We start from the raw sequence: 26,359 nt of genomic DNA, 5'->3' as shown, positions 1-26,359 counted from the left end.
CCTGTGCCGCGTAACTGCCCCCGCGCTGGTCTCGGGTGGCGGCTGTTGCCGTTGCCGGGGGTGCTGTGGGGCTGTCTGGGCTGGCGGGGTGGGCGGACTCCTGCCACGCGTGGGAAGTCGGTCCCGCCGACTTCCTGTGCAGGGCATTCGCGTTGGGTGGCGATCGCTGCCGCCGCCGGGGGGCGCAGAGACCGCCCGGCCCGCCGAGGTGGGCGAACTCCTGCCGTACGTGGGAAGTCGGCCCTGCCGACTTCCTGTGCAGGACAACTTTGCCGTTGCCGGGGGCGCAGAGGCTGCCAGGGGGCTGACTCTTGCCGCGCACAGGAAGTCGACCTCGCCGACTTCCTGTGCCGCGTAACTGCCCCCGCGCTGGTCTCGGGTGGCGGCTGTTGCCGTTGCCGGGGGTGCTGTGGGGCTGTCTGGGCTGGCGGGGTGGGCGCACTCCTGCCACGCGCGGGAAGTCGATCCCGCCGACTTCCTGTGCAGGGCGACCGTTGCTGCTGCTGGGGTGCGGAGGCTGTCTGGGCTGCCGAGGTGGGTGAACCCTGCCACGCGTGGGAGGTCGATCCTGTCGACTTCCTGCGCAGTGCGACTGCCGGGCACGGCCCCGCTGGGGGGCTGGGTGAGGGGCAGTCCTGGTGGAGGCCCTTCCTTCGGTGTGGCCGATGTGTCCGGGTTCCTTGCCGAGGGTGGCTACCCGTCGTGACTAGGAGGTCTGTTCCTGGGGTGACGACCTCGGCCGTCTCGCTGTTCGTGGCCGGGGCTGCCGCGCCGCCGGGGTGGGCGGACCCCGCCACACGCGGGAGTCGGTCCTGCCGACTTCCTGTGCAGGGCGCGACCGTTGCCGTTGCCGGGGGGTGCAGTGAGGCCGCCGTCGGGGTCGGCGGACTGCTGCCACGCGTGAGAAGTCGGTCCCGCCGACTTCCTGTGCGGCGCTCCCGCCCCCGCCCCCGCCGTGGGTGGCTGGGGCGCCGGGCTGCCGCCGTCGGGAACGCAGAGAGACCGCCGGGGCCGCTGGGGCCGGGCGGTCTCTGCTGTTCGGACGGGCCCATGCGCCAACACGGCCCGCTGCCGATGTTCCCGAGATTGTCGGAGTGAACAGCGCCCCCCGGGTTCCGGACCCGCAGGTCCTGGTGACGCCGCTGCAAATCGTCACACCCGGCCCGGAGGGCTTACAAGGGGGTGCTGCACAAAGGCGCATCAAAATCCGGTTTCGAGGCGCTGAACTGCCCCTTTCTGCTACGGCGTTCGGAAGACCACGGGCGGGAGCCGGGTCGGCGGCGCATCAATCTGCGCGATGTTCACCGAACCGATTGGGAATCACCCGTATGCCTGACAGAGTGTCACCCCAACGGACACCCAGTGCGACGCCAACCGCGCGAAGTGCCCGTCAGTCGGAGTGAACAGTGATACAGGAAGGGGTTCCCTCGATGACGAGGAAGCGAAACAGGCGCGCCCGCACCCACTGCGCGGTCGGTGCGCCGGAGCCCGCGCGGCCGGTCCCGCCCCGGCGGCCCGCGTTCGGCCGGACGGCCGTGGTCGTCGTGGTGGTCGTCCTGACGGTCGTGACGGCCGCCGTGCTGGTGGCGACCGGCATGTCGGCCGGGGTGGCGCTCGAACTGGCCGCCGGAAGCTGGCTGCTGGCCGCCAGACTGCGACAGGAGCCGGTCTAGCGGGAGCGTCTGCCTGCGATGGGACGCCGGGAGAAACCGATCGAGGCGACCGAGCCGGCGCTGGGCCGGCTGGCCGCATGGCTGCGCGAGCAGCGCGAACGCGCGGATCTGACCTACCGTCAACTCGCCGTTCGGACCAACTACCACGCCACCACCCTGCAGCGTGCCGCCAGCGGCTGCACCGTACCGAACTGGAAGGTCGTCGAGGCCGTCACCCGCGAATGCGGCGGCGACCTCAAGACGGCCCGGCGCAAGTGGGCCCAGGCCAACTACTGGGCCCACGTGCCCCGCCCCTCCGGAACCAGGCGGCTGCGGGCGCCCCGGCGGGTCGACCCCCAGCAGGTCGACTCCTTCGCCGACCTGCGCCGGGCGATGCACGAGATGCGCCGCAAGGCCGACTGGCCCTCCCTCAAGGAACTGGACCGCCGGGCCCGCGACAAGGGCCGGCGCCTGCCGGCCAGCACCCTGGCCCTGGTCCTCAAGGGCGAGGCCCCGCTCCACAAACCCGTGTTCCTCACCTACATGGAGGCCTGCGAGGTCAGGGAGGTCCGCCGCGCCCTGTGGGCGGCGGCCTGGGAGCGGACCAACAACGCCCGCACCCCGGTACCGGTCAACTCCCGGACGCACCACAGCGAGTTCGCCCGGGCCATGCAGTCCTCCAGCGGCGGCACCTCGACGGACATCCTGTTCCGGCTGTGGGTGACCCTGCGCAACAGCCTCGCCGCCGACCGGGCCGAGGACCCCGGCCACCGCGCCGCGGCGGGCCGCGAAGGCACCGACGACAACCCGCCGGTGCCCGTGTGACCGGGCCCGCGGACGGAGCACGCCACGTGCTCCGTCCGCGGGCCGGCACCCACCCAGCGCCACCCCGGGACACCACCATGCCGACACCACCACGCCCACCAGCCGCCCCCGGACCCGCCCTGGGCCTGTGGGCGCTGCACGACCTCCACCTGCGCCACTACCTGGACTACGCCGCCCTGCTCCTGCCGGCCGACGACGCGCCGCTGGTCGTCCGCGCCGCCTTCGAGGAACTCGGCGGCCACTGGCTCGACGCCCTGGCCACCGCGAGCCCGGCGGCCTGCGCCTGGCAGGCGGTGCGCCACCGCGTCCGCACCCTGGCCGGCCCGCGGCCGTTCGGCCCGGTGGCCCACCTCACCGCCACCCAGCAGGACGTCCTGCTGCTGCACCTGGTCCTCGACCTGTCCGCCGCGCAGGTCGCCGCCCTCACCGGCACCGAACCCGCCGCCGTCCACGTCCAGCTGCGCTCCCTGGCCGCCGCCCGCCGCTGAGGCGGCCTGCCGGCCTGTCGGATTCCCGCGCACGCAGGCACGCGGGAATGAAGGCGCGCAGGCGACCCACCTGCCCGAATGCCGCCGATTCGTGGCCTGAGCAGGGCGCGGATCGGGCCCAGTCGGTGTAAAATTACTGATACACGGTCATTTCTGCTGTCCCGCAAGGGGATCAAGGGAGGCGTGATCAGCGGCATACCGCCCATGACGGAGAAGATGTCGGCGGCCGACCAGTGGTCGGAGGCGCAGAAACGCAAGGAAGCCGAACGCCGACAACGCACGACGGACGAGCAACGGCGCAGGGAACAGGCCTCGCAGACCAGTGCCAGCACGGTCGCCGCGCTCCGGGCGAAGGCCGCGAAGAAGCGGGAAGAAGCCGCCGAGGCCGCCAGGGCGGTCGCGAAGGCCCTCGTGGGAGAACGGGCCCGGCAGGACAGGAAGGCCGGGAAGGCCGCCGCGAAGACGTTCGCCGAGAAGGCCGCCGAGAAGGCAGAGAAGAAGACCGCGGAGAAGACGGCCGGGGCTGCGAAGGAGCGGCAGGAGGCCGGTCGTGCCGCAGCGGCGTCGCGCACCCGGCACGTTCGCACGGGGAATCCCACCCAGGGCCCGATCCGCGAGCTCGCCCGGCCGGTCCGTCCCGGCACCCACTCCTACGAACTCGTGCAGAAGCACGCCGCCCGCATGGACGTCGAGCAGAGGGCGATGTTCGTCGAAGAGCTGCGTCGCAACGGCATCGAGATCCGTCCGGCCGTCCCGCGTGCCGACCCGGTGCGCAGGAGGACGCCTGCCGCCGCTCCGGCGCCAAGTGCCGGGGCGGGGCGGCCACTTCCCGAACTGGAGCGTGAACGCTACGCGGATCCGGTTCCCGATCCCGCCGTGGCCATGGCGGCGGAGCTGCGCGACGGCGGGGCCGCCTCGCTGCCTCCCGGCATGCCGCGGGGGCGGGACGACGATGACGAGTGGCGGCCCCACGACCGCAGCGGTCCGTACGGGCAGCGGCGGCGGCGCAGGAACTGACCGGGTGGACAGGCGGGAACGCCGTACCCGGCGGGCCGGTGGGGCCAGGGCACGAAAGCCATCGGCATCGACGGGTCCGGCGGCCCGGAGGTCCTGCGGGCCCTGGAACCGCCCGAGCCGCAGGCAGGCCCCGGCGAGGTCCGCATCCGGGGGCCGCGGCCGCTGTGATCGAGCCGCTCGGCCCCGGTAGTGGACGGTGAGGGCGCCGACCATGCGGCCGATCACCGTCGGATCGGCCGGCCCGGGGGCGAACACGCCGTCCGCCGCCGTGCCGTCCGCCGCCGCGCCGTTGGCCGCCGCGCCGTTGGCCGCCGCGCCGTTGGCCGCCGCGCCGTCCGCCGCCGTGCCATCGGCCAACGGGCCGTCGCCATGGTCCTGTTCACCGAACCGCGCGGTGGAGACCACGCCGAACACGTCGTGGTGCCCGCCGCCTCGGTGGTGCAGATCGAACCAGAGGCCAAGAAGCACACCATCGTCGAACGAGCCATCAACACGCTCAAGAACGCCGGAGCGGTCGCCGCCGGATACGACAAACGCGGCTACGTCCACCTCGGCACCGTCATCGCAGCAGCCCTCGCCATCCGGCTCCGCACGTGATCGGTCGGACCGTCGGCGGCTAGAGGTTCAGTCGCAGCTGCAGCCGGCAGCCGCCGGGGCGGTTGTCGGTGTCGACGGTGAGCGGCACCGGGTGGCCCGGGTACGCGGTGTAGAGGTCGTTCGGGAGCGCGCCGCCGCACTGGCTGACGTCGCCGTTGCCGGCGTACCGGACGTCGAGGGTGACGGAGGCGGTGTTCGACACGAGGAAGGTGAGCGTGCACCCGCCCGGCCGGCTGTCCGTGTCGATGCGGATCGCCGGGCCGAAGGTGAAGTTCGGCGTGGCCGGGATCCGGTAGTCGCCCTGGTTGCTGCACTGGCCCGGGGCGGCACCGGGGGCGGACTGGAACGCGTACCGGACGGAGGCGCCGGCCAGGTCGTTCTGCGGGTCGAAGATGCCGAAGGCGAGCAGGCAGCCGCCCGGGCGGTCGTCGGTGTCGAGCACGATCTCGTCGGACCAGTCGCCGGTGAGGTTCCACTGCTCGCCCCGGTGTCCGCCGCACTGGCTGGGGTCGCCGTCCGGCTCGAAGCGGATGCCGAACTCCGCGGGGCTGAACTGCCGGGGCGCGGCGTGCGCGGCGTGCGTGGTCTGCGCGGCGGGCGTGGCAGGGGCGGGGAGGACGGTGGCGGTGGCCGTCGTGGTGGTGGCGGTGGTGACGGTGGTCGTGGTGGCGGCGGCGAGCAGGGCGAGTTTCCGGATGACGTGGTGCACGCTGGTGGTTCCCTTCGGTGCGGGGCCTGGTGGCTCTCCTGAGGCACAGGAATTCCGGCGGCGTGGACACGCCAAACGAAAACGGGGGATGCGGGCGGAGAAGTCACTGGGAAGGGCGGCGGGCCGTCACCCGGAGCCCGTCCGGCGACCGGTCCCGAGGCAGGCGGCGTACCGCCGATCTCGTGGCTGGCGATGCGCCGCACGGGAAGTCGGACCCGCCGACTTCCCGTGCAACGCCCCTGAGCCCGCGCCTACTTGGGGCCGTGCCCGGCGGCGGGCGGCAGCGTGCCGGGCGCAGTGCCGGGCGCAGTGCCGGTCCGGCCGGTGAGCCGGGTGGGCACGGCCCGCCCACCCCGGGGAGGGGTCACTCGGTGGAGACGATCTCGTTCACGATCCACGCGCCGAGTTCCTCGGTCATGGTGGTGTGTCCCTCGTTGCGGCTGGCGCAGAGGAAGGCGTCGAGCTCGCTGGTGTCCGGTGCGATCGGCTTGTAGAGCGCCTTCGGGTCGTCGATGTCACCGGCGGCGACGGCGCTGATGCTGGGGATGAAGCAGGACGTGCGGATGACGTCCGGGTCCACGGTGTTGCGGAGGAACGTCATGAGGAGGCCTGCCAGGCCGAAGCTGCCCGGGTCGCCGCCGTCCGGCAGCGGCAGGGTGAACAGGCCGCCGGGGGCGCCGTCGATCTCGGGCAGCCCGCCGGTGCGGACCAGGACCGGCGTCCCGCCGGTCTTCTGGAGGCGGGCGACGACCTGGTCGCCCTGGGCCTGGATCTTGAGCCAGGTGTCCTTCAGCGTTTCGCCGTCGCCCCTGACCGCCGTCGCGTCGGGCTTGACGCCGTTGCCCCGGCCGGTGTCCACGCCGTTCGCGACACCGATCTTGCGGACGGCGCGCGGCCATCCGCCGAGCTCGTCGAGCTCCCGGAGGAAGGCGACCCGCTCCGGTGCCGGTGCCGGGGTGTCGTCGGCCTTCGCGATGTACCAGCGCGCCATCTGCTTCGCGGCGGGGCTGTTGAGCAGGCCGGAGAACAGGCGAAGGGAGTCCCCCACGACGGGGTCATCGCTCCAGTTGTCCGTCGCGAAGTGGATGAACGCCTGGAGGGAGACGGGGAGCCAGCTGCCGTGGTGGGGGGAGTCGTAGGAGAGGTGGAGGGACGTCTCGTGGTCGGGCAGGGTGGGGTCCTGCTCCATCCTGGCCAGCGCGTAGCGGGTGACCATGCCGCCCATGCTGAAGCCGCCCACGACCAGCTTCGAACGGCCCACCCGCTCGCGGATGGTGCGGCGGATGCAGTCGACGACGGTGTCGGCGTTGTCCTTGATCGACGCCGTCCGGTCGTCGTAGCCGAGGATGATCACGTCCCGGCCGGTCGCGTGCAGCTCGGAGACGAAGCGGAAGTCGCCGTTCTCCTCCAGGCCGTTCCACAGCTGGTCGAGGTTGCTCCGCCCGCTGGAGAAGCCGTCGGAGAGGATGACGGGCCGGACGAGCTGCCGGCGGTTCAGCGGGCTGTAGTAGACCCAGGCCGTTCCGCCGGAGAGGGTCCACTCCTCATGCGGCTCCGGTGCGGGGGGAAGCGCGGATCGGGGCTCGGGGGAGACCGGGCCCCAGACGTCGACGACAGGGGTAGGCATGATCGGTTGACTCCTCGGGCGGTTCGGGTTCGCCGAAACGGCTGACCTCGAACGGCACCTTATGGAGCGAAACGCCGTCACCAGCGGAAGCAGGAAGGCGGGTTCACACGATGGTGGCCGCATTCGCCCCGGAAGGTGTGTGTACACGCGAGTGGGGGCACACTGAGGCACTCACGCGCCGGGATCAGGTCGGCGAGCGGACGGGAAGACGCACGCCGCCGCCGGCAACGACGCCGCGGCCCTCGGCGGGTTCCGGCCCGCCGGTCCGGAACCCGCCCGACGACCGGGTGCGCGGCCGACGACCGCCCCCGGGGTGAGCCGCGGAGGGGCCCGGGTCCGTAGACGTGGAAGGGCGCCCCCTGCCGGAGGGGACGCCGGGGCGTCAGGAGGCGGGCATGCTCAGGTTCCACGGAGCGTGGCGGATCACGGTGGTCGGACGCAGCGCCGACTTCGACCAGCGGGCCGTCGTGCGCGGACCCTACGGCCTGCGGATGCTGGCCGGACGGGTCGGCGCGACCCTCGACGTGGACGAGGACAGCTGGACGCTGTCCCTGGAACACCACCTGTGGGGGCGCAGCTGGCAGCCGAACCTGCGCACCACCCCGGGACCGGTCACCGAACGCGACGGCGTGCGCAGCCAGTTGCTCACCAGCAACGACTGCCACCAGCCGGGCAAGCCGCTGGACTACGTCAACTTCGTCCTGCGACTGGACCAGGCCCTCGCCCCGGCCGTCGTGCCGTCCGCCTCTCCGCTGCGCGCCGCCCGCCCGAACGGGGTGCCGATCGCGGCGTCGATCGCCGCGCCCGTCCAGGCCGTCCGCACCTCGTCGTCGGGCGGGCCGGGGGCGGGCGGGCCCGGAGTCGCGGTCCCGGGCGTTCCCGTCGAGGGCGTCCCCGCGGCCGTGCCCGGGCGGACCGTGCGGCGCGCCACCTGGTAGCCGTAGCGGCAGCAGCAGCCGTAGGCCCTGTCCGGCCGGCCGCCGCGATCGTGGGCCCGCCGCGATCGTGGGCCCGCCGTGATCGCCGGGCCCCGTCGGCGCACGGCTAAAGTCCCAGGTGAGAACCGTCGCGCCCGAGGAGACCACGCCATGCCGACCGACCCCGCCACCGGAGCCCCCGCCCGCCCGCAGCCCGCGCGCCTGGGACTGGGCACCGCCGCCGTCGGCCGGCCCGGCTACATCACCCTCGGCCGTGACACCGACCTGCCCGCCGACCGCACCGTCGAGGCGCTGCGCGAACGCACCCACGCCCTCCTCGACGCCGCGTACGCCGCCGGGGTGCGCTACCTCGACACCGCCCGCTCCTACGGCCGCGCCGAGGAGTTCCTCGCCCAGTGGCTGGACGAACACCCCGAGGCGGCGGCCGAAGTGACGGTCGGCAGCAAATGGGGCTACACCTACACGGCCGGCTGGCGGACCGACGGGGTCGCCGCACACGAGGTCAAGGAGCACTCCACGGCGGTGTTCGACCGCCAGGTCCGCGAAACCCGCGCCCTGCTCGGCGACCGCCTCGACGTCTACCTCGTCCACTCCGTCGTCCCCGGCAGCCCCGCCCTCACCGACCCCGCCCTGCACGAGAAGCTGGCCGCCCTCGCCGCCGAGGGCGTCCGGGTCGGCCTGTCCACCAGCGGCCCCGCCCAGGGCGACACCATCCGCGAGGCCCTCGCCGTCACCGTGGCCGGCCGCCCGCTGTTCACCGCCGTCCAGGCCACCTGGAACCTGCTGGAGACCTCCGCCGCTCCCGCCCTCGCCGACGCCCACGCGGCCGGCTGGCTCGTCGTCGTCAAGGAGGGCATGGCCAACGGCCGCCTGGCCGGCCGCAACGCCACCGGCCCCGACACCGCCGCCCTGCGCGACCTCGCCGAGCGCACCGGCACCACCCCCGACGCCCTCGCCCTGGCCGCGGCCGCCGCCCAGCCCTGGGCCGACGTCGTCCTGTCCGGCGCCGCCACCCTCGACCAGCTCGCCTCCAACCTGACCGCGGCCGGGGCGGGGCTCACCCCGCAGGACCTCGCGGCCCTCGACGGCATGGCCGAACCGGCCGGGGCGTACTGGCACACCCGCTCGGCACTGCCCTGGGCCTGATCAGCGGCTTCCGGGCCCGCCCGAGGTGTGTGACGCCTGTTGCGTGCGGTTCCCCGCACCGGCACATGTCGGCCAACTGGCGGAGAAGTGCCGTCGGTTGGAAGAGGGGGATTCCGTCATGAACTTCAGGAAGCGTATCGGGCCGTGATCGCGCTGGCGTTCGCCGCGACCACGCTCGCGGTCGTGTCGGCGTCGGCGCTGTCGCAGAGCCCGGCCTACAGCAACCTCGCCGGGCTGGTCGGCAACTGCCCGTAACCGCAACACCGTTGCGCGCACGCGATCGTGGGTGAGCGGAGCCGGCCTTCCCCGTCCCGGGAGCGGGAAGGCCGGCTCCGCTCACCCGGGGAGTCAGGCCCGCGGCCCGGCCGCCGTGTCCGCCCGCCACTCGTCGAGGTAGCGGAAGAACACGTCCAGGGGCGGCTCGTCCCCGGCGGCGTCCTCGACGGCTCGGGCCCAGCCCGGCACCAGCGACAGCCCCTTGGTCCGGTTCAGCCACTCCGGGAACGCCCCGACGGCAGGGGCGAATTCGAAGGGCTCGTCCACGCCGTGGGTGTCGAGCGCGACGCCGTACCCGATGAGCATCGCCTGCAAGTGCTGCAGGGACCCGCCGGGCAGCCACGCCCCGGGCCGGAGACGGACCTGCGCCAGGAAGTCGTGCACGTCCCGGAACTCGGTGGGCGGCTGGGGCTTCGGCCCGGCTCCGTGATCAGCTGACATCCGCCCACCCTATGCCGCCGCCGGGCCCTGTAAACCGGTCGCGGCGGCTGCGGGACGCCTGGCACGATCGGCGGATGCGCGTGAAACTCGACGGGGTCACCCCGGTGCCACGGATGCTGCTGCTCCGTGACTTCCTGCTCCACTCCGACTTCCAGGTCGGACTGGACGAGCCGCTGTTCGTCGCGGCGGGCGACCGGCTCTCCTACGACAAGGGCGACGTCGTGGTGACCCGTCCCACCGGCGAACAGCACCGGCACCGGGCGGGCCGGAGCCACTGGATCTGCAGCCGGTAGGCACGGGCCCCGGGCCCGTACGGTCGGCACCGCAGGGGCAACGCCGTTGTCGGTGCCCGCTCCTACGGTGGGCGGCATGACGCAGCCCCTGGACCTCGCCGCCGCCCTCGCCCACCTGTCCGTGCCGCTGCCGCCCGGCCGCCTGGTGGGGGAGGACGGCAGGGAGCCGCTGCTGTGGATCACCGACGCCCCCGCCCCCGCCGGGCTGTGGGCGCAGCTGCACCGCGCGCACCAGCAGAGCGGGCTGTGGCCGCTGCTGCTCACCCCGCTGGACCGCACCGGCCCCGACTACCGGCCCTGGCTGTCGGGCGAGCTGTACCCGAGCGACGGCGGCGCCGCCGAGCTGTACGACCCGGCCGCGCTGCTGCGCGGCTGGTGGCAGTCGGGCGTCTCCGGCGAGGAGGGCGACCACGACGGCCGTGACGACGACGGGGACGACGACAAGGGTGACGACGACGCTGGGGACCACGACAACGGGGACGATGCGGAGATCGCCGAGGCCCTGGCCCCCTACGGCCTGACCTGGCCCGGTACCGCCCCCGCCGTCGACGTGCCCGACGGCGCGGCCGGCGCCGAGGCCCGCGGGCTGGCCGACGCGCTGCAGTCGGTCAAGGACGTGCGCCTGGGCCTGGTGCGGGCCGACAGCGGCGCCGAGGCGCTGGCGGTGTGCGGGTGGAGCGGGCCGACGAACCACGAGGACGACATCGCCAAGGTCGCCGCCGTGCTCGCCGACTGGGAGCGCCGCTTCGGCGCCCGGGTCGTCGACGTCGGCTTCGACACCCTGGAGCTGAGCGTCCCGGTGCCGCCCGCCACGCTCGCCGAGGCGCTCCCGGTGGCCGCCGAGCACATCTCGCTCTGCCCCGACCTGGTCTTCCAGGGCACCGGCAGCCTCACCGAGTACGCCCGGGAGCTGGTGGGCGCCCACCAGTGGTCGTTCTGGTGGGACTGACCCGACCTGGGAGAATGGGGCGCCCGGCAGCCCGTCGGAGCCCGCCCGCATCCGGGCACCCGACCGGCCGAGCGCCCGAACACCCGAGGAGTACGCCCTGAACACCGCCTGGGCCGAAGTCCTGTCCGCAGGCCTGCTGGCCCTGGTCCTGGTCTGCGCCGTCGCCCGGCCCTGGGGGTGGCCGGAGGCCGCGGCCGCGGTGCCGGCGGCCGCCCTGCTGGTCGCGGCCGGCGCCGTCCCCCTCGACCACGCGACCGCCGAGGCCGCCCGGCTCGGGCCGGTGATCGGCTTCCTGGCCGCCGTCCTGGTGCTGGCGAAACTCTGCGACGACGAGGGGCTGTTCCGCGCCTGCGGGGCCTGGATGGCCCGCAGCGCGGCCGGGCGCCCGCGCCGGCTGCTGGTGCAGGTGTTCGCCGTCGCCTCGCTGGTGACGGCGGTGCTCAGCCTGGACGCCACCGTCGTGCTGCTCACCCCCGTCGTCCTGGCCACCGCCACCCGCCTGGGCGCCCGGCCCGCACCGCACCTGTACGCCTGCGCCCACCTGTCGAACACGGCCTCGCTGCTGCTGCCGGTGTCCAACCTGACCAACCTGCTCGCCTTCACCGCCAGCGGCCTGAGCTTCGGCCGCTTCGCCGCACTGATGGCCCTGCCGTGGCTGACGGCGGTCGGCGTCGAGTACCTGGTGCTGCGCCGCTTCTTCGCCGCCGACCTGGACGCCGGCGCGACCGCGCCGCCCGCCGGGGAGGCGCCCGAGATGCCACTGTTCGCCCTGGTCACGGTCGGCTGCACGCTCGCCGGGTTCGTCCTCACCTCGGCACTGGGCGTCGACCCGGTGTGGGCGGCCGCGGCCGGTGCCGCCGTGCTGGCCGTCCGCGCCCTGGCCCGCGGCCACGCCACGCCCGCCGGGGTGCTGCGCTCGGCGAACCCGCCGTTCCTGGCGTTCGTCCTCGCGCTCGGCGTCGTGGTGCGCGCCGTCGTCGACAACGGACTCGCCACCGGCCTGGCCCACCTCGTCCCGCACGGCACCGCGCTGCCCGCCCTGCTCGGCACGGCGGCGCTGGCGGCCGTCCTCGCCAACGTCATCAACAACCTGCCCGCCACGCTCGCCCTGGTGCCGCTCGCGGCGCCGGCCGGGCCCGGCGCCGTCCTGGCGGTGCTGCTCGGCGTCAACATCGGCCCCAACCTGACCTACGCGGGCTCGCTGGCCACCCTGCTGTGGCGCAGCATCGTGCGCGAGCACGGCGTGCGCGTGGACCTGGGCCGGTTCACCCGCCTCGGCCTGCTCGCCGTCCCCGCGACCCTGGGCGTCGCCGTCGTGGCGCTGTGGGCGTCGCTGCGCCTGATCGGGACCTGACGGGCCCGGCCCGGGGAAGGGCCCGGCCCGGGGCAGGCGTGTCAGTACTCGGAGCTCGGCGCCGCCGTGGTCGCCCCGAGGTCCGGCTCGTCCAGCAACTCCAGTGCCTCGCCGTGCTGTTCGAGCTCCAGCACGACCAGCTCGTTGCCGCCCGCCCGCCACAGCGGCGCCGGGGCGTACAGGGTGCGCTGCGGGCCGACGGCGGCGTAGCGGCCGAGCAGGAAGCCGTTGAGCCACAGCAGTCCGCGGCCCCAGCCGGGCAGGGCGACGAACGCGTCGGCGGGGGAGGGGAGTTCGGCGGCGAAGCGGTGGAACACCGGTTCGCCGTCCCGGGCCGGGGTGCCGGGCGTGCCCGGGGCGAAGCGCAGCGCGGACAGGTCGGTCAGCGGCAGCGGCCGGATCCGCCAGCCGAACAGCCGCTGGCCGCCGTGCGAGACGCCGCGGGTGATGCCCTTGCGGTCGTCCATGTTCGGGCCGTAGTTCACCCGGCCCAGTGCCTCGACCAGGATGTCCAGGGTGACGCCGTCGGAGCCGGTGGCCAGTTCCAGCGTCGCGCCGGGGTCGTTGCGGTCGAGGGTGCCCAGCGGGCGGCCGTCCGCGAACACCTGCGCCCGGTCGGCCACTCCGTCGATGCGCAGCGGCAGTGCGGGGCGCGGGCCGGGCACCCGGGTGCGGTAGTGGATCAGGCCCAGGGACTGTCCGAGCTGCTCCATGGGCAGCGGCGCGGCCCGTTCCACCGGCTGCGACAGCGCGTCCAGGCTCTCCAGCAGGGCCGCCCGGCCGTCCGCCCGCTCCAGGCGCTGCGGCGCCACCCGGGGTGCGGGGGCGGGCAGTTCGTCCTGCGGCAGCGGCAGGTACCGGCCGATGACCTCGCGCAGCGCGTGGAACTTCGCGGTCAGCTCGCCGGCCTCGCCGATCGGCGCGTCGTAGTCGTAGCTGGTGACGGTCGGCTCGTACCCGGCGTCCAGCGGGTGCGCGCCGGAGTGGTTGGCGCCCGACCACAGGCCGAAGTTGGTGCCGCCGTGGGCCATGTAGAGGCTGACGGAGGCGCCGGTGGCCAGCAGCTCGTCCAGCGATTCGGCGGTCTCCTTCGCGTCGCGCACGTGGTGCGGTAGGCCCCACCGGTCGAACCAGCCGATCCAGAACTCCATGGCGGTCAGCGGCCCTTCGGGCTGGTGGCGGCGCAGCACCGCCAGCCGCTCGGGGGCGCGCGAGCCGAAGGTCACGGTGGCCAGGTGCCCGGGCAGGGCGCCGCCCTGCTGCATGGTGTCGTGGGCGCCGTCGGTGGTGAACAGCAGGCAGTCCACGCCGCGCCGCTCCAGCCCGTCGCGCAGGTGGCGCAGGTACGCGGTGTCGTCGCCGTAACTGCCGTACTCGTTCTCCACCTGCACCGCGACCACCGGCCCGCCCCGGCTCGCCAGCAGCGGCAGCAGCTCGGGCACCAGCGCATCGAACCAGCCGTCCACCTCCGCCAGGTACGCCGGGTCCGCGCAGCGCAGCCGCAGCCCCTCCAACGCCAGCAGCCGGGCCGGCAGGCCGCCGCCCTCCCACTCCGCGCAGATGTACGGTCCGGGGCGCAGGATCACGTCCAGCCCCATGCCGCCGGCCAGCCGCACGAACCGGGCCACGTCCCGCCAGCCGGTGAAGTCGACCCGGCCGTCGGGCAGTTCGTGGAAGTTCCACGGCACGTAGGTGTCCACCGTGTTCACCCCCAGCGCCCGCACCCGCCGCAGCCGGTCCTCCCACAGGTCGGGGTGGATCCGGAAGTAGTGCAGTGCCCCGGCCACCACCCGGTGCGCCACCCCGTCCCGCACGAACCCGTCCGCGTCGTACCCGAGCATGCGCACACCCGCCTTCCGGCCTGGAGAACCCGTCCCCGCCGAGCCTAACCGGGCGGGGCGGCCCGGGTTCGATCACCTGGGGTGATCGGTTCCCCACTCTCCGAGCTATCGCCGACTTTGGGATGTGACCTTCCGCACAAGGGGATATTTGTCTCTTTATCTGTCTACTGACGGTCAGATATATCTACTGCCGTTTCATTTGCTCTCCCTTGAACGTCTGGTGGGTTTCCGAGTGCTGCGCCGTCCCCTGGCAATCCTGCTGGCCATGACCATGGTCGTCCTCGGAACAGCGGAAGGATCTGCCGCCGCCGAGACCCTGCTGCGCCGGGCCGCCGACACCGCGCCCGCTGACCCCGGCCCGCGCCCCGCGCAGCAGCAGGGCAACGCCGACGGCCGCAGCCACGACGCCACCACCACCGCCACCAGCGCGAACGACGGCTCCGGGCGCCCCGGCGCGGCACCCGCCCCCGGTGAACTTCCCGAGGACATGGCTACGTCGGGAACTGGCCCGGTGGCAACGGCGGATGGTCCTGGCTGAACGGCCAGATCGACGAAGTCGCCCTCTACCAGCACCCGCTGAGCGCCGAACGCGTCGCCGCCCACTACCAGGCCCGCTCCGACTCCTCCGCCACCGAACTCGCCGCCCGCGTCACCCTCACCGACCCCGTCGGCAACACCAGCACCGACATCCACGACGCCACCCGCGGCAACCGCCTCATCTCCCGCACCGACGAGGCCGGCAACACCACCAGCTACACCTACGACACCGGCGGGTTCGTCCACACCGTCACCGACCCCAACGGCCACTCCACCGTCAGCGGCCAGGACGCCCGCGGCAACACCGTCTCCATGACCACTTGCCGCGACGCCAACTCCTGCTGGACCTCCTACACCGGCTACTTCCTCAACAAGGACGACCCGCGCGACCCGCGCAACGACAAACCCACCGAGACCCGCGACGCCCGCTCCGCCGGGCCCGGCGACACCACCTACCGCACCACCGTCGCCTACAACACCCTCGGCCTGCCCGAATCCACCACCCGCCCCGACGGCCGCACCACCCGCACCGGCTACACCACCGGCACCGAACCCGCCTACAGCGGCGGCACCACCCCCGCCGGCCTGCTCGCCAGCGAAACCACCGCCGGCGGCGCCGTCACCAGCTACGCCTACTACTCCACCGGCGACCTGGCCCGCACCACCGCGCCCAGCGGACTCACCCTCACCTACGGCTACGACACCGCCGGCCGCAAGACCTGGACCACCGAGACCTCCGACGCCCAGCCCACCGGCGTCACCACCACCTACGCGTACGACCAACTCGGCCGCCAGACCACCCAGACCGGCCCCAAGGTCACCGACGCCGTCACCGGCGACACCCACCAGACCAAGGTGACCGCCACCTTCGACGCCGACGGCCGCCCCACCGGCAGCACCACCGCCGACATCGCCGGCCTGGACGGCACCCGCACCACCACCAGCAGCTACGACAGCGCCGGCCGCGTGGAGACCGACACCGACGCGATGGGCGGCGTCACCCGCTACGGCTACGACGCGCTCAGCCGCCTCACCACCGTCACCGACCCGCTCGGCCAGGTCACCACTCACACCTACACCCCGCGCAGCCAGCCCGCGACCACCGTCGTCAAGGGCTGGGACGGCGACGGCAAGGGCGTGCGCGACCTCACGGTCGAATCCCGCGCCTACGACCCCGCCGGCCGCCTCGCCTCCCTCACCGACGCCATGGGCGCCGTCACCGGCTACACCTACTACGACGACGGCTTGCCCGCCACCGTCACCGCCCAGAACGTCACCCAGTCCGACGGCAGCACCCGCCCGATCGTCCTGGAAGCCGACGAGTACGACGGCGCCGGCCACCTCGTGAAGCAGACCACCGGCGGCGGACGCACCACCACCGCGCGCACCATCGACCCCTCCGGACGCGTCACCCAGACCGTCCTCGACCCGGCCGGCCTGGCCCGCACCACCACCCTCGGCTACGACGCCGACGACCGCGTCACCACCAGCACCCTCAAGGTCAGCGATACCGAGAACAGCGTCCAGACCAACACCTACGACACCGTAGGCCGTCTGACCCGCAGCCAGCTCGCCTCCTCCAGCGGCGGCCCCGCTGCCGTCTCCACCTTCAGCTACGACCAGCGCGGCCTGCTCACCGCCGCCACCTCCCCCAACGGCAACGCCCCCGGCGCCGACCCGGCCGCCTACACCGGCACCTACCAGTACGACGTCCTCGGACGACAGACCACCGTCACCGCCCCGCCGGTCGCCGCCGAATCCGGCGGCGCGGCCGCCACCACCGTCCGCCCGACCACCACCACCGGCTACAACGCCTTCGGCGAAGCGACCTCCGCCAAGGACCCGCTCGGCCAGGTCGCAAAGGTGGCCGTCGACCCGCTCGGCCGTGTCACCGAAACCCGGCTGCCCTCCTACACCCCGCCCGGCTCCACCACCGCGCTCACCCCGGTCAGCCGCGTCGAGTACGACAAGCTCTCCCGCGTCACCGCCACCACCGACCCGGCCGGGCGGCGCACCACCTTCGGCTACGACCGCCTGAGCCACCAGGTCCAGCGCGTCGACCCCAACTCCGTGGGCAGCCTCCAGCCCCCGGTGGACGACAACCCGCCCACCTGGGCCGCCACCTGGACCCCCACCGGGCTCCAGCTGTCCGCCACCGACCCGCTCGGCGCCCGCACCGAGGCCACCTACGACCAGCTCGGCCGCACCCTCACCGCCACCACCGTCGAACGCCAGCCCACCCCCCAGAACCTGACCACCACATTCACCTGGGACGACGCCGGCAACCTCACCACCCTCACGACCCCGGCCGGCAACACCAGCAGCGCCACCTACAACCCCGCCGGGGAGACCGTCACCAGCACCGACCCCGTCGGACGCGTCAGCAAGAGCGAGTACGACGGGGTCGGCCGCACCGTGCGCGCAACCGCCCCCCTCGGCGAATCCGTACGCATCCGCTACGACGCCCTCGGCAACCCCGCCGCCACCGACGACCTCGACCCGGCCGGCACCGTGCTGCGCACCACCACCGCCGCCCACGACCTGGAAGGGCAGGTCCTCACCACCACCAGCCCCACTACCGGCGCCGTCACCAGCACCGCCTACGACGCGCTCGGCCGCGCCGTGAAGCTCACCGAACCGGTGGCCACCGGCCAGACGATCACCACCACCTTCGGCTACGACGCGGCAGGCAACCGCACCCGTCTGACCGACGGCAAGGGCAACACCACCGTCTACACCGTCAACACCTGGGGCCTGCCGGAATCCACCGTCGAGCCCGCCACCGCGGCCAACCCGGCCGCCGCCGACCGCACCTGGACCACCGCCTACGACATCGCCGGCCAGGCCGTGCGCAGCACCGAACCTGGCGGCGTGGTGCGCACCAGCACCTACGACCCGCTCGGCCGCCTGGCGCACGAGAGCGGCACCGGAGCGGAGGCCGACACCGCCGACCGGGACCTCGCCTACGACAAGGCCGGGCACCTCATCCGGCACAACTCCTCGGCCCTGAACGGCCAGAACTACGCGTACAACGACCGCGGTCTGCTCATCAAGGCCGGCGCCGACCTGACGACGCCCGCCCAGACCTGGGAGTACGACGCCGACGGTCACGTCACCAAGCACCAGGACCAGGACACCGGCCGGACCGTCTTCGGCTACAAGGCCGACGGACAGCTCGACTGGGCCGACAACCCCAAGCTGAAGACCAAGAACTCGTACGGCTACGACGGCGACGGCCGTCTGAGCAAGCAGTGGTACATCCAGGCCGACCCCCTCGACGCCACCAAGGACCAGGTCAAGTCCGAGCGACGCCTGAGCTACGACCCGCTAGGCCGCCTCACCGGCGACCAGCTCCTGGCCGTCGGCGGTGCCGGCACGCCGCTCGCAGGCACCGCCTACGAGTACGACCTCGACAACCGCCTGACCCGCAAGACCGTCAGCGGCGCCGCCACCGACCCGGTCAAGGACAACCGCTACGGATACGACCTGGCTGACCGGCTCACCTCCTGGACTGCCGACGGCACCAGCGCCGCCTACACGTGGGACGCCGCCGGCAACCGCACCGGGAACGGCACTGCGACCGCCACCTACGACGAGCGCAACCGCCTGCTCACGGACGGCACCAGCACCTACCGCTACACCGCGCGCGGCACCCTGGCCGCCGTCACGACCGGAACCAAGCAGGACACCCTTGCCGACGACGCCTTCGGCCGCCTGATCACCGAAGGCACCACCAGCTACACCTACGACGACCTCGACCGGGTCACCAGCCGTAATGCCGCCCGCTTCACCTACGACGGCGGCTCCAACAACCTGACCAACGACGGCACCTGGACCTACGCCCGCGACGCTGCCGGCAACCTCCTCGGGGCCGCCAACGCCACCAGCAGCGTGCGCCTGCGCACCGACCAGCACACCGACGTCACCGCGACCCTCGACACCAACGGCACCACCGTCACCGGCTCCACCACCTACGACCCCTTCGGCAAGCCCACCGCCACCAGCGGCACCGGCACCAGCCTCGGCTACCAGAGCGGCTGGACCGACCCCGCCAGCGGCGACGTCAACATGGCCGCCCGCTGGTACCGCCCCGGCACCGGAGGCTTCACCAGCCGTGACTCCTACCTCCTGGACCCGACGTCCTCCGCTCGGGCCAACCGCTACACCTACGCCAACGGCAGCCCGCTGAACGGCATCGACCCCACGGGGCACGAGGTGCCCAAGGCCGGAGCCGGCGGCGGCGGTGGGGGCGCCGGTGGTGGCGCAAGGCCCGCCCCCGCTCCCGTCACTGGCCAGCGGGCACCCGCCAACAACGGCAACAAGGGCGTCCAGTTCGGCAGCGGCAAGTTCGACGGCACCGTCACCATCAAGCCGGGCCAGACCGCAGGCAAGCCCAAGGCCTCCCAGGCATACGCCGACCAGCTCAACACGTACACCGGGAAGGCCCCGACCAACAACCGCTACACCGCGAACTACACCAATCCGTCGGGCTACGTCGGGTACTACGGCGCGACGGCGGACGGTTCCTACGACCTCAGCGAGTACTGGCTGGAGAAGCGGGACGCCCGGGAGCGAGCGAGGTCCAACTCCTCGTCGTCCTCCTCCCCGCAGAACCCGACCGGCCAGCCGGTCGCCGACGGTTGGAGGCCCGCGGGCCGAGGCAGCTCGCAGTCCTCGGGCGGTGGCTGCACCACCTGCCGCCGGTCCACCCCGCCCGCGCGCCCCGCCGTCTTCCACCCGGAGCCCCCCAAGGCCCCGTTCGACAAGACCACGGCAGCCGTCGAGCACCCCGCGCCCCAGCTCGACTGGACCCCGCCGAACCCCCAGCAGGCCCTCAACGTCATCACGGCCTCCTATAGCTCCGCCGACCTCCAGGCGATGCTGACGGTCCAGCAGAACGTCACCCCGACCGTCGTCGCGGCCGCCCCCGGCCCTCAGCCGGACCAGAGCACCGCACCGGACACCGAGCCGGACGAGAAGGGCGGCCCCACCTGCCTGAACCGGCGTCCCATTGATGCCGATGACAACGGCGCGTCCGGTGGATGGACCTACTACTCTCCGGTCAAGAGAGGAGGGCAAGCCCTTGGTGCTACTGCGTGCATGTACGGAGCGACCGCGGATGGTACCCGAGCCGACCCCGACAGCCCTGGGATGGCCGAGGCCAAGCTGAGGGCCAAGCGGCTGTTTCCGGGCGTGGACACGAAGTTTCTGGTCAACAGCTGCCACTTGATTCCGGATGCCCTGGGAGGCAGGGGGATCCAGGCGAATCTGTCGCCGTGCTGGACCACTCCTGTCAATGTCGGGGATATGACGAGCATCCAGACGATGGTGAACAAGCAGCTGGACAAGAACATTGTGCAGATGTCGGTGGTGCCGGACTACCTGTACCAGGGAAGCATGATTCCCTTCAGGTACAGATTCGAGATTCACGTCTGGAATCCCAGGGGAGTTCTCATCGACTATGACGAGAGGGAGGTCTACAACGAGAAGGGTGGGCACAACCTTGAAGCCGGTTACTGAGATTGCGAGGTGGTATCCACGTGCGTGACGCGGTGAGGGAGCTCGTGCGACTGTCCGACTGGGTGGTTCCAGAGGGGATTCCCGATGTTCCCTGGGAGGAGGCCCCAGGGAAGGTCGGAATCCGGTTTCCCGCGGACTACCGCGAGTTCGTAGAGACCTTCGGGTCAGGGGAGGTTCGGGGTGACCTCGGTGTCCTGGACCCGCTGCCGCGTCCCGGCGGGGCGGCTGCGGATGGCGGGATGGCCGGTATGGTCCGGCGAACCTCCGAGGACATCGGCCCTCAGTTCAGAGCCATGCGAGAGGAGTCCTTCGACCTGTGCCCGTATCGGATCCATCCTGAGCCGGGCGGATTGCTGACGTGGGCGGGAAACCACAACGGCGACTTCTGCTTCTGGTTGACAGAGGCGGAGGATCCGGACCGCTGGCCTGTCGTCGTTTGGCGCAGGGGAAGATTTCCGAAGGCTTGGAGTCGGTACGACATGGGCATGGCGGAATTCCTTCTGCAGGTGGTCACCGGCGAGAACAGCGAGCTGGGCGACCTTGCGTTCCGGAATTCTTCTGCACCCGTCTGGGTTCCTGAGCTTCACGCGCCGTAGATGCGATCACGTCGCAAGGCCGACGGTGCGTCGGGAGCGGACCACCTTGGACCAGTGCGACACCCGGAGGCTTGGCGTGAGCAGGCTTTCCGTCCCCGTCCGGCGTGAACGCCGGGCGGGGACGGGGGCGTTCAGGCTTGGTGAGTGGTGATGGTGATCGGGTGGGCCGTCCAGTCGGTCATGTCGCCGACGTAGAGGGTGGTGCTCCAGCTGCCGTCCTGGGCGAGGCGGCGGGCGACGCCCTGGCCGCCGCCGGGGCCGATGCAGATCCGGATGAAGTCCCGGTGGGCCTCGCGGACGGGGAGCCTGCGGACGTGCTCCCACAGGACGGGCAGGGCCACGTCGAGGCTGGGGAAGAGGACGGGCGGCATGATGCCGGTGATCGCGGCCCGGACGACGGTGGTCACGCGGCGGCCCCCTCGGGGGTGACGAGGCACCAGACGAACTTGCCGATGCCGCCCTCGCGCGGCGAACAGCCCCAGCTGCGGGCCAACTCGTGGACGAGGAGCAGGCCCCGGCCGGTCTCGGCACAGACGGGCGCGTCGCGCAGCGCGGGCTTCTCGTTGTCGGCGTCGTGCACCTCGATGCGGAGGGTGTCGTCCGGGGCGAGGTGGAAGCGGACGTGGATCAGGCGGTCGCGCGGGACGCGGGTGTGCTGGACGGCGTTGGTGACCAGCTCGCTGACGAGCAACTCGCCGGTCGGGAGGAGGAGTTCCCCGACGGCGAAGGGGGCGAGGAAGTCGCGGAGCCGCTGCCGGGCGACCCCGGGGGAGGTCGGACGCCGGGGCAGCCGGCAGGTCCTCTCGGTGGGGGAGGGGGAGGGGGAATCGGGTGCAGGCATGGCGGAGCCACCTCCGGAGTGTGCGGGGTGAAGACGGCCGAGGGAGGCATGGGAATGCCCGGGTGATGAGCCCGCCATGATCACGCTGTGTGGCAGTGCTCACTACTCCAGGTAGCATGCACCTGTGGTGGTGCAACCTGCAAGCGGTACTTCTGCAACGATGCAGGTGTGGCTACGCTGGATTGACGAATCGTCACAAGGCAGACTGGGTTCGTCAGGTGAGAGGACTTGCGCATGGCCGATGAACCGAAGCCGACCGTCCGTGCCCGCCGACTCGGCTCGGAGCTTCGCCGCCTTCGCGAAGCCGTGAACAAGGGGACGGAGGACGCGGCGCAGGCCCTCGCCTGCTCCCGCGCCAAGATCAGCCGTATAGAGACCGGCGCGTCCGGCGTTCGCCGACTGGACCTCGGGATCCTGCTGGACCTGTACGGGGTGACCGGCAAGGAGCGCGATGGTCTTGAGGGGTTGGCGAGGGACAGCAAGAAGCGCGGATGGTGGCACGACTACGGCGACACGATTCCCTCGGCCTACGTCGATGTCCTCGGGCTGGAGGACGATGCCCGGTACATCCGCATGTGGCAGACCATGGTCGTTCCCGGCCTGCTGCAGACGAAGGGCTATGCCAGAGCGCTACTGGAAGCCAATCCGGCTGCAGTGCGACCGGAGCGCATCGATCAGCTGGTCGAGATCCGGATGGAGCGAAAGGAAGTCCTCGCGAAGCCGGATCCGGCCCGGTTCTGGGCGATCATCTGGGAGCCTGCGCTCACGTGTCCGGTGGGAGGGGCGGAGGTTCACAGGGAGCAGCTGGAGCACTTGACGAAGATGGCGCAGCTTCCCAACGTCACCTTGCAGGTGGTGCCGTTGGGCGTCGGCGCGACTGCAGGGGCGTGTGGTGCCTTTGTGATGTACGGCTTCTCCGACTCGCCTACCGCCGGAGCCGTGTTTCTGGAGACACTGACGAGCAGCCACTATCTGGAACAGCAGGGCGAACTGGATGGCTACGGGTTGGTCTTCGAGTACTTGCGATCTGCTGCTCTCAACCCCAAGGAGTCGCTGGATATGATCGCGGCCATCGCTGCGGCGACATGACGATGAGACCAGAAGAGGTGTGAGCACGTGACTGTGCCGGAGAGCGGCGCTCGGGGTTGGTACAAGAGCAGCTACAGCGCCCAGGCGAACGAGTGCGTGGAGGTCCGGCGGCCGGTGCCGAGCGGCACGGCTGTCCGGGACTCGAAGGATCCGAGTGGTCCGACCCTCCGGTTCACCGCAGAGGCGTGGGCTGCCTTCGTCGGCAGCGTGAAGGCCGGAGAGCTCGCGGACGGGTAGACAGGTCTCGGCAGGAATGTTCGGGTGCGGTGGTAGCTGTGCCACCGTCGGCCATCGGAGGGTGGGACATGCTCGCATCGGACCTCGGCAACGTTCTGTGGCGCAAGAGCAGTTACAGCGGGCAGGGCGGCGATTGCATCGAAGTGGCAGAGCTTCCAACAGCGGTCGCTGGCGATGAGTGGCAGAAGAGCAGCTACAGCGCCCAGGCGAACGATTGCGTGGAGGTCCGGCAGTCGGTGCTGAGTGGCACGGCAGTCCGTGACTCGAAGGACCCGCACGGGCCGGCCCTGCTCTTCCCGGCCAATGCCTGGTCCTCGTTCCTCGCGGGGGTCAAGGATGGGGAGTTTCCGGCGGGCTGAGCAACGGGGGTGCCCCGCACGGGCTGTGGCCGTGCGGGGCTTCCGGCTGCCACGCCGGGGGTAGGACGAGGGTTCCCGAGCCGCTCGCCGGCCTCGTACGTAGGGCCTACCGATACGTGACGGATTCGGCCGCCGCCACCCCCGTCCTACTGTCGGGGACGTCAGACGGAAACGCCCGCGACGAGCCCCAGGAGCACCCCATGACCGCCTACGCGATCGCCCAGGTCCACTCGGTCGAGTTCGGCCCCGACATCGTCGAGTACCTGGAGCGCATCGACGCCACCCTCGACCCGTTCGGCGGCCGCTTCCTCGTCCACGGCGGCCCGTCCGAGACGGTGGAGGGCCGCTGGGGAACGGCCGGGACGATCGTCATCGAGTTCCCCGACATCGAACGGGCCCGCGCCTGGTGGCAGTCGCCCGCCTACCGGGAGATCCTGCCGCTGCGCACCCGGCACATGGTCGCCGACGCGATCCTGGTCGAGGGTGTGCCGGCCGGCTACCGGGGGGCGGACTCGCTCAGGCACTGACCTCCCGTCAGGATCCCAGCCGCTCGCGCCACCAGGCGACCGTCGCCGTGACCTGCTCGTCCAGCGGCGTCGCCCGGACCGCGAGCGCCGTCTCGTAGGCGGTGGAGTCCATGACGAACGGGCGGTCGAACTGGTAGCGGGTCTCGCGCAGTTCGCGCAGCAGCGGGGAGAACAGTCCGGCGGCGGCGAGCAGGGCGGGGGGCAGTCGGCGGACCGTGACCGGGGCGGTGCCGGCCTCGGCGGCCAGGCGCTCGACCATCGCGCGCACCGGTATGGCGGGGGCGGTGGGCACGTGCCAGGCCCGGCCCCAGGCCCGCTCGTCGCCCGCGACCTCGGCCAACGCCCGTGCCACGTCCGGCAGGTAGGTCCAGCTGTGCGGGGCGTCCGGGTCGCCGAGCACCGCGACGGAGCGGCCCTTGAGCAGGCCGGGCAGCACCCGGGAGGCCAGGTGGCCGCCGTCGGTGACGCCGGGGCCGAAGAAGTCCGAGGCGCGCACCTCCACGGCCCGAATCCGTCCGGCCTGGTGCAGCACCCGGGCCTGTTCCCAGGCGGCCGCCCGGACCCGGCCCTTGGGGCCGGTCGCGGCGAGCGGCAGGTCCTCGGTCATCGGGCGGGACGGATCGGCCTGCGGCCCGTAGCCGTACAGGTTGCCGAGCATGACGAGCACCGCGCCGCTCTCCTCGGCCGCCGCGCACAACGAGGAGGCCAGGGCGGGCCAGTGGGTGGTCCACTGCGGCAGCGGCGGTGCGGCGCAGCCGTGGATGGCGGCGGCGCCGCGCGCGGCCAGGGCGAGGGCCGCGGGGTCGCTCGCGTCGACGGCGAGGTGTTCGACGCCTTCGACGGGCTGGTGGGCGGGGGCTCCGGAGCGGGTGGCGACCCTGACCTCCTGGCCCTGTCCGGCCAGTAGGCGGGCGGTGGCGGCCCCGGCGGGCCCGTGTCCGACGACGAGATGGAAGCTCACCGGCCCCACCCTATCCACGGCCCGGGCGGGGCAACGCGGCGGTGGGGAGGTGCTGTTGAGGGTCTGGATTTATTTGGTATGGGAATCGTAAAAGACGATCTATGCTGTCCGGGTTCCTGGTCCTCACGCGAAGTAAGGTCTGCTGCATTGAAGCTGCCCCGGGTGTCCGCCGTCGTCGCGGCCGCAGTCCTGGCCCCCGCCGTCCTCTTCCCCTCCACGGCCTCCGCGGCCCCGCAGCCGGCCGGTGTCTCGGGCCCTGACACCGCCTCCGGTTCCGCGCCCGACACCGCCGCCGGGGAGACGGCGAAGGACACTGGCAAGGAGACGGCCAAGGACACCGGCGTCACCGACCAGGAGAAGCAGGACCGCGCCGAGATCCAGCGCATCCTGGCGGACCCGGAGACCGGGCGTGGAGTGCGCGAGGCCGCCGAGAAGGCGCTCAAGGGCACCGCCGCCGACCTGCGGCACTTCCTGACGGTCGAGCTCGACCAGCAGCGGAAGACCGACAACCGGGTGAGGGTCTTCCAGATCCTCGGCACCGGCGGTCCGGCCGTGCAGAAGGCCGCCAAGGCCGCCCTCAACGGCACCGACGAGGACATCGCCGCGTTCCTGAAGACCGGTCAGTACGTCGCCCGCGCCGAGGACCAGGACCGCGCCGAGGTCGAGCGCATCCTGGCAGACAAGGACAGCGGGCCCGGTGTGCGCGAGGCGGCCGCGAAGGCGCTCAAGGGCACCGCCGCCGACCTGCGGCACTTCCTGGAGGTCGACCTGGCCAAGCAGCGGGGCGACGACAACCGCGTCAAGGTCAGCCAGATCATGGCCTCCGGCGGCCGGGCCGTGCGCGAGGCCGCCAACAAGGCGATGGACGGCGACGACGCGGCGATCCTGAAGTTCCTCACCGAGGGCTGGCCCGCCGCCCAGGCCGAGGACGACCGGGTCGCGATCCTGGTCATCCTCGCGAACAAGGAGACCGGCCGTCACACCGCCGAGGGCGCCCAGAAGGCCCTCAACGGCACCGCCGCCGACCTGCGGAAGTTCCTGGAGGTCGAACTCCCGAAGCTGCGCGCCGAGGACAACCGGATCAAGGTCTCCCAGCTCGCCGAGAGCGGCGGGCCGGCCGTGCGCAAGGCCGCCAGGGCCGCCCTGGAGGGCAGCGACGCGGACATCACGGCCTTCCTCACGGACGGCTGGGCCAAGGCCCGTGCCGAGGACGAGGCCGCCGCGGCGGGCTCCGGCACCGGCACCCCCGGACAGGGCGCCGGACAGCAGGGCACCGGACAGCAGGGCCAGGGCGCGCAGCAGCCGCAGACCGTCCAGCCCGCCGGCTTCACCGAGACCACCACCACCGGCACGGGCGCCGGGATCACCGTCGTCGGCTCGGGCTCGGGCTCGGGCTCAGGTGCGCTCGCCGCGACCGGCACCGACGGGATCGGCTGGGAGGCCGGCGGTGCCGCCGCGGCCCTGGCCGCGGGCGCGGCGCTGGTCGCGCTCTCCCGCCGCCGCTCCGCCGAGGACTGACGTTCCCTCGCGGCCCCGGCC

Annotated in this window: 25 protein-coding genes and 1 pseudogene; 19 read left to right on the top strand and 7 right to left on the bottom strand. The window is 72.6% G+C overall.

The genetic code is table 11. The features are described 5' to 3' along the window. Window positions 1-1,430 precede the first annotated feature (1,430 nt). The 5 genes from ACFV04_RS32965 to ACFV04_RS32945 all read left to right on the top strand — a co-directional run bounded on the left by ACFV04_RS32965 (window position 1,431) and on the right by ACFV04_RS32945 (window position 4,579). Window positions 1,431-1,673 carry a hypothetical protein gene (locus ACFV04_RS32965; protein WP_380534517.1) on the top strand — a complete coding sequence of 81 codons (243 nt, stop codon included), beginning with the start codon at window positions 1,431-1,433 and terminating at the stop codon, window positions 1,671-1,673. A gap of 18 nt (window positions 1,674-1,691) precedes the next feature. Then, the gene (locus tag ACFV04_RS32960; RefSeq protein WP_380534515.1) at window positions 1,692-2,477 is read left to right on the top strand and encodes a helix-turn-helix domain-containing protein; all 786 of its coding nucleotides are present in this window, start codon (window positions 1,692-1,694) and stop codon (window positions 2,475-2,477) included. Between the two features lie 77 nt (window positions 2,478-2,554). Continuing rightward, window positions 2,555-2,965: a sigma factor-like helix-turn-helix DNA-binding protein gene (locus tag ACFV04_RS32955; protein ID WP_380534513.1), complete on the top strand. Its 411-nt coding sequence runs from the start codon at window positions 2,555-2,557 to the stop codon at window positions 2,963-2,965. A 78-nt stretch (window positions 2,966-3,043) separates the two neighbouring features. After that, window positions 3,044-3,982, top strand: a complete 939-nt coding sequence (locus ACFV04_RS32950; RefSeq protein ID WP_380534512.1) for a hypothetical protein — start codon at window positions 3,044-3,046, stop codon at window positions 3,980-3,982. 369 nt (window positions 3,983-4,351) lie between these two features. Beyond that, a complete protein-coding gene (locus ACFV04_RS32945; protein WP_380534510.1) occupies window positions 4,352-4,579 on the top strand; it encodes a hypothetical protein in 228 nt (75 codons plus the stop codon). Window positions 4,580-4,598: 19 nt separating this feature from the next. Here ACFV04_RS32945 and ACFV04_RS32940 read toward each other — a convergent pair whose 3' ends face one another. Continuing rightward, window positions 4,599-5,288: a hypothetical protein gene (locus tag ACFV04_RS32940; protein WP_380534508.1), complete on the bottom strand. Its 690-nt coding sequence runs from the start codon at window positions 5,286-5,288 to the stop codon at window positions 4,599-4,601. A gap of 364 nt (window positions 5,289-5,652) precedes the next feature. Further along, window positions 5,653-6,915: an esterase/lipase family protein gene (locus tag ACFV04_RS32935; protein ID WP_380349909.1), complete on the bottom strand. Its 1,263-nt coding sequence runs from the start codon at window positions 6,913-6,915 to the stop codon at window positions 5,653-5,655. 395 nt (window positions 6,916-7,310) lie between these two features. Here ACFV04_RS32935 and ACFV04_RS32930 point away from each other — a divergent pair, with 395 nt between their 5' ends. Together ACFV04_RS32930 and ACFV04_RS32925 are read left to right on the top strand one after the other, a co-directional pair. Beyond that, window positions 7,311-7,853: a hypothetical protein gene (locus ACFV04_RS32930; protein ID WP_380534506.1), complete on the top strand. Its 543-nt coding sequence runs from the start codon at window positions 7,311-7,313 to the stop codon at window positions 7,851-7,853. Window positions 7,854-8,003: 150 nt separating this feature from the next. Continuing rightward, window positions 8,004-8,999: an aldo/keto reductase gene (locus tag ACFV04_RS32925; protein WP_380349903.1), complete on the top strand. Its 996-nt coding sequence runs from the start codon at window positions 8,004-8,006 to the stop codon at window positions 8,997-8,999. Between the two features lie 348 nt (window positions 9,000-9,347). Here the strand turns inward: ACFV04_RS32925 and ACFV04_RS32920 are convergent, their stop codons facing one another. Next, window positions 9,348-9,716, bottom strand: a complete 369-nt coding sequence (locus tag ACFV04_RS32920; protein WP_380534504.1) for a hypothetical protein — start codon at window positions 9,714-9,716, stop codon at window positions 9,348-9,350. Window positions 9,717-9,790: 74 nt separating this feature from the next. On the opposite strand from ACFV04_RS32920, the gene ACFV04_RS32915 reads away from it, so the two are divergent. The 3 genes from ACFV04_RS32915 to ACFV04_RS32905 all read left to right on the top strand — a co-directional run bounded on the left by ACFV04_RS32915 (window position 9,791) and on the right by ACFV04_RS32905 (window position 12,312). Beyond that, complete coding sequence (locus ACFV04_RS32915) at window positions 9,791-10,009, top strand: hypothetical protein (protein WP_380349263.1); 219 nt, start codon at window positions 9,791-9,793, stop codon at window positions 10,007-10,009. Between the two features lie 76 nt (window positions 10,010-10,085). After that, window positions 10,086-10,958 carry a DUF4253 domain-containing protein gene (locus ACFV04_RS32910; protein WP_380534502.1) on the top strand — a complete coding sequence of 291 codons (873 nt, stop codon included), beginning with the start codon at window positions 10,086-10,088 and terminating at the stop codon, window positions 10,956-10,958. Between the two features lie 97 nt (window positions 10,959-11,055). Next, window positions 11,056-12,312 (top strand): SLC13 family permease, encoded by a 1,257-nt coding sequence (locus ACFV04_RS32905; RefSeq protein ID WP_380534523.1) that lies wholly within the window; start codon window positions 11,056-11,058, stop codon window positions 12,310-12,312. Between the two features lie 41 nt (window positions 12,313-12,353). Here the strand turns inward: ACFV04_RS32905 and ACFV04_RS32900 are convergent, their stop codons facing one another. Continuing rightward, the gene (locus ACFV04_RS32900; RefSeq protein WP_380534500.1) at window positions 12,354-14,153 is read right to left on the bottom strand and encodes a beta-galactosidase family protein; all 1,800 of its coding nucleotides are present in this window, start codon (window positions 14,151-14,153) and stop codon (window positions 12,354-12,356) included. Between the two features lie 265 nt (window positions 14,154-14,418). On the opposite strand from ACFV04_RS32900, the gene ACFV04_RS32895 reads away from it, so the two are divergent. The 4 genes and pseudogenes from ACFV04_RS32895 (at window position 14,419) to ACFV04_RS32880 (ending at window position 20,806) form a co-directional block, all read left to right on the top strand. Then, on the top strand, window positions 14,419-14,691 hold the full coding sequence (locus ACFV04_RS32895) for a hypothetical protein (RefSeq protein ID WP_380534498.1): 273 nt from the start codon (window positions 14,419-14,421) through the stop codon (window positions 14,689-14,691). Then, window positions 14,688-14,954, top strand: a pseudogene (locus ACFV04_RS32890) (RHS repeat domain-containing protein); the annotation flags it as partial. The gene ACFV04_RS32895 and the pseudogene ACFV04_RS32890, both read left to right, overlap by 4 nt. 48 nt (window positions 14,955-15,002) lie before the next feature. Next, window positions 15,003-20,210 carry an RHS repeat-associated core domain-containing protein gene (locus ACFV04_RS32885; protein WP_380534496.1) on the top strand — a complete coding sequence of 1,736 codons (5,208 nt, stop codon included), beginning with the start codon at window positions 15,003-15,005 and terminating at the stop codon, window positions 20,208-20,210. Between the two features lie 20 nt (window positions 20,211-20,230). Beyond that, the gene (locus ACFV04_RS32880; protein WP_380534495.1) at window positions 20,231-20,806 is read left to right on the top strand and encodes a hypothetical protein; all 576 of its coding nucleotides are present in this window, start codon (window positions 20,231-20,233) and stop codon (window positions 20,804-20,806) included. A 131-nt stretch (window positions 20,807-20,937) separates the two neighbouring features. Here the strand turns inward: ACFV04_RS32880 and ACFV04_RS32875 are convergent, their stop codons facing one another. Both ACFV04_RS32875 and ACFV04_RS32870 read right to left on the bottom strand, forming a co-directional pair. Then, window positions 20,938-21,213 (bottom strand): hypothetical protein, encoded by a 276-nt coding sequence (locus tag ACFV04_RS32875; protein ID WP_380534494.1) that lies wholly within the window; start codon window positions 21,211-21,213, stop codon window positions 20,938-20,940. Then, on the bottom strand, window positions 21,210-21,647 hold the full coding sequence (locus ACFV04_RS32870; protein WP_380534493.1) for an ATP-binding protein: 438 nt from the start codon (window positions 21,645-21,647) through the stop codon (window positions 21,210-21,212). Before ACFV04_RS32870 ends, ACFV04_RS32875 begins: the two co-directional genes overlap by 4 nt. Window positions 21,648-21,881: 234 nt before the next feature. Here ACFV04_RS32870 and ACFV04_RS32865 point away from each other — a divergent pair, with 234 nt between their 5' ends. The 4 genes from ACFV04_RS32865 to ACFV04_RS32850 all read left to right on the top strand — a co-directional run bounded on the left by ACFV04_RS32865 (window position 21,882) and on the right by ACFV04_RS32850 (window position 23,859). Continuing rightward, a complete protein-coding gene (locus ACFV04_RS32865) occupies window positions 21,882-22,736 on the top strand; it encodes a helix-turn-helix domain-containing protein (protein WP_380349277.1) in 855 nt (284 codons plus the stop codon). Between the two features lie 27 nt (window positions 22,737-22,763). Further along, window positions 22,764-22,973 (top strand): DUF397 domain-containing protein, encoded by a 210-nt coding sequence (locus ACFV04_RS32860; protein ID WP_380534491.1) that lies wholly within the window; start codon window positions 22,764-22,766, stop codon window positions 22,971-22,973. A 68-nt stretch (window positions 22,974-23,041) separates the two neighbouring features. Continuing rightward, window positions 23,042-23,332, top strand: coding sequence for a DUF397 domain-containing protein (locus tag ACFV04_RS32855; RefSeq protein WP_380349279.1), 291 nt, complete (start codon window positions 23,042-23,044; stop codon window positions 23,330-23,332). A 200-nt stretch (window positions 23,333-23,532) separates the two neighbouring features. Next, complete coding sequence (locus ACFV04_RS32850) at window positions 23,533-23,859, top strand: DUF1330 domain-containing protein (RefSeq protein WP_380534489.1); 327 nt, start codon at window positions 23,533-23,535, stop codon at window positions 23,857-23,859. 7 nt (window positions 23,860-23,866) lie between these two features. Here ACFV04_RS32850 and ACFV04_RS32845 read toward each other — a convergent pair whose 3' ends face one another. Next, complete coding sequence (locus ACFV04_RS32845; protein ID WP_380534487.1) at window positions 23,867-24,820, bottom strand: NAD-dependent epimerase/dehydratase family protein; 954 nt, start codon at window positions 24,818-24,820, stop codon at window positions 23,867-23,869. A gap of 147 nt (window positions 24,821-24,967) precedes the next feature. Between ACFV04_RS32845 and ACFV04_RS32840 the strand changes: the two genes are divergently transcribed. Further along, the gene (locus ACFV04_RS32840; RefSeq protein WP_380534485.1) at window positions 24,968-26,338 is read left to right on the top strand and encodes an ALF repeat-containing protein; all 1,371 of its coding nucleotides are present in this window, start codon (window positions 24,968-24,970) and stop codon (window positions 26,336-26,338) included. Window positions 26,339-26,359: the final 21 nt, after the last annotated feature.

This window comes from Kitasatospora sp. NPDC059599, from assembly GCF_042735125.1.
Classification (GTDB): Bacteria; Actinomycetota; Actinomycetes; order Streptomycetales; family Streptomycetaceae; genus Kitasatospora.
Note: the sequence above shows the minus strand (reverse complement) of the source record. Positions and strands in the feature narration are given on the sequence as shown.

Excerpts from the sequence above, each read along its gene's own strand:
- ACFV04_RS32965 (WP_380534517.1), top strand. The coding sequence starts at position 1,431 with ATGACGAGGAAGCGAAACAGGCGCGCCCGCACCCACTGCGCGGTCGGT.
- ACFV04_RS32960 (WP_380534515.1), top strand. The coding sequence starts at position 1,692 with ATGGGACGCCGGGAGAAACCGATCGAGGCGACCGAGCCGGCGCTGGGC.
- ACFV04_RS32955 (WP_380534513.1), top strand. The coding sequence starts at position 2,555 with ATGCCGACACCACCACGCCCACCAGCCGCCCCCGGACCCGCCCTGGGC.
- ACFV04_RS32950 (WP_380534512.1), top strand. The coding sequence starts at position 3,044 with ATGCCGCCGATTCGTGGCCTGAGCAGGGCGCGGATCGGGCCCAGTCGG.
- ACFV04_RS32945 (WP_380534510.1), top strand. The coding sequence starts at position 4,352 with ATGGTCCTGTTCACCGAACCGCGCGGTGGAGACCACGCCGAACACGTC.
- ACFV04_RS32935 (WP_380349909.1), bottom strand. The coding sequence starts at position 6,915 with ATGCCTACCCCTGTCGTCGACGTCTGGGGCCCGGTCTCCCCCGAGCCC.
- ACFV04_RS32930 (WP_380534506.1), top strand. The coding sequence starts at position 7,311 with ATGCTCAGGTTCCACGGAGCGTGGCGGATCACGGTGGTCGGACGCAGC.
- ACFV04_RS32925 (WP_380349903.1), top strand. The coding sequence starts at position 8,004 with ATGCCGACCGACCCCGCCACCGGAGCCCCCGCCCGCCCGCAGCCCGCG.
- ACFV04_RS32920 (WP_380534504.1), bottom strand. The coding sequence starts at position 9,716 with ATGTCAGCTGATCACGGAGCCGGGCCGAAGCCCCAGCCGCCCACCGAG.
- ACFV04_RS32915 (WP_380349263.1), top strand. The coding sequence starts at position 9,791 with ATGCGCGTGAAACTCGACGGGGTCACCCCGGTGCCACGGATGCTGCTG.
- ACFV04_RS32910 (WP_380534502.1), top strand. The coding sequence starts at position 10,086 with ATGACGCAGCCCCTGGACCTCGCCGCCGCCCTCGCCCACCTGTCCGTG.
- ACFV04_RS32900 (WP_380534500.1), bottom strand. The coding sequence starts at position 14,153 with ATGCTCGGGTACGACGCGGACGGGTTCGTGCGGGACGGGGTGGCGCAC.
- ACFV04_RS32895 (WP_380534498.1), top strand. The coding sequence starts at position 14,419 with ATGACCATGGTCGTCCTCGGAACAGCGGAAGGATCTGCCGCCGCCGAG.
- ACFV04_RS32885 (WP_380534496.1), top strand. The coding sequence starts at position 15,003 with ATGACCACTTGCCGCGACGCCAACTCCTGCTGGACCTCCTACACCGGC.
- ACFV04_RS32870 (WP_380534493.1), bottom strand. The coding sequence starts at position 21,647 with ATGCCTGCACCCGATTCCCCCTCCCCCTCCCCCACCGAGAGGACCTGC.
- ACFV04_RS32865 (WP_380349277.1), top strand. The coding sequence starts at position 21,882 with ATGGCCGATGAACCGAAGCCGACCGTCCGTGCCCGCCGACTCGGCTCG.
- ACFV04_RS32855 (WP_380349279.1), top strand. The coding sequence starts at position 23,042 with ATGCTCGCATCGGACCTCGGCAACGTTCTGTGGCGCAAGAGCAGTTAC.
- ACFV04_RS32850 (WP_380534489.1), top strand. The coding sequence starts at position 23,533 with ATGACCGCCTACGCGATCGCCCAGGTCCACTCGGTCGAGTTCGGCCCC.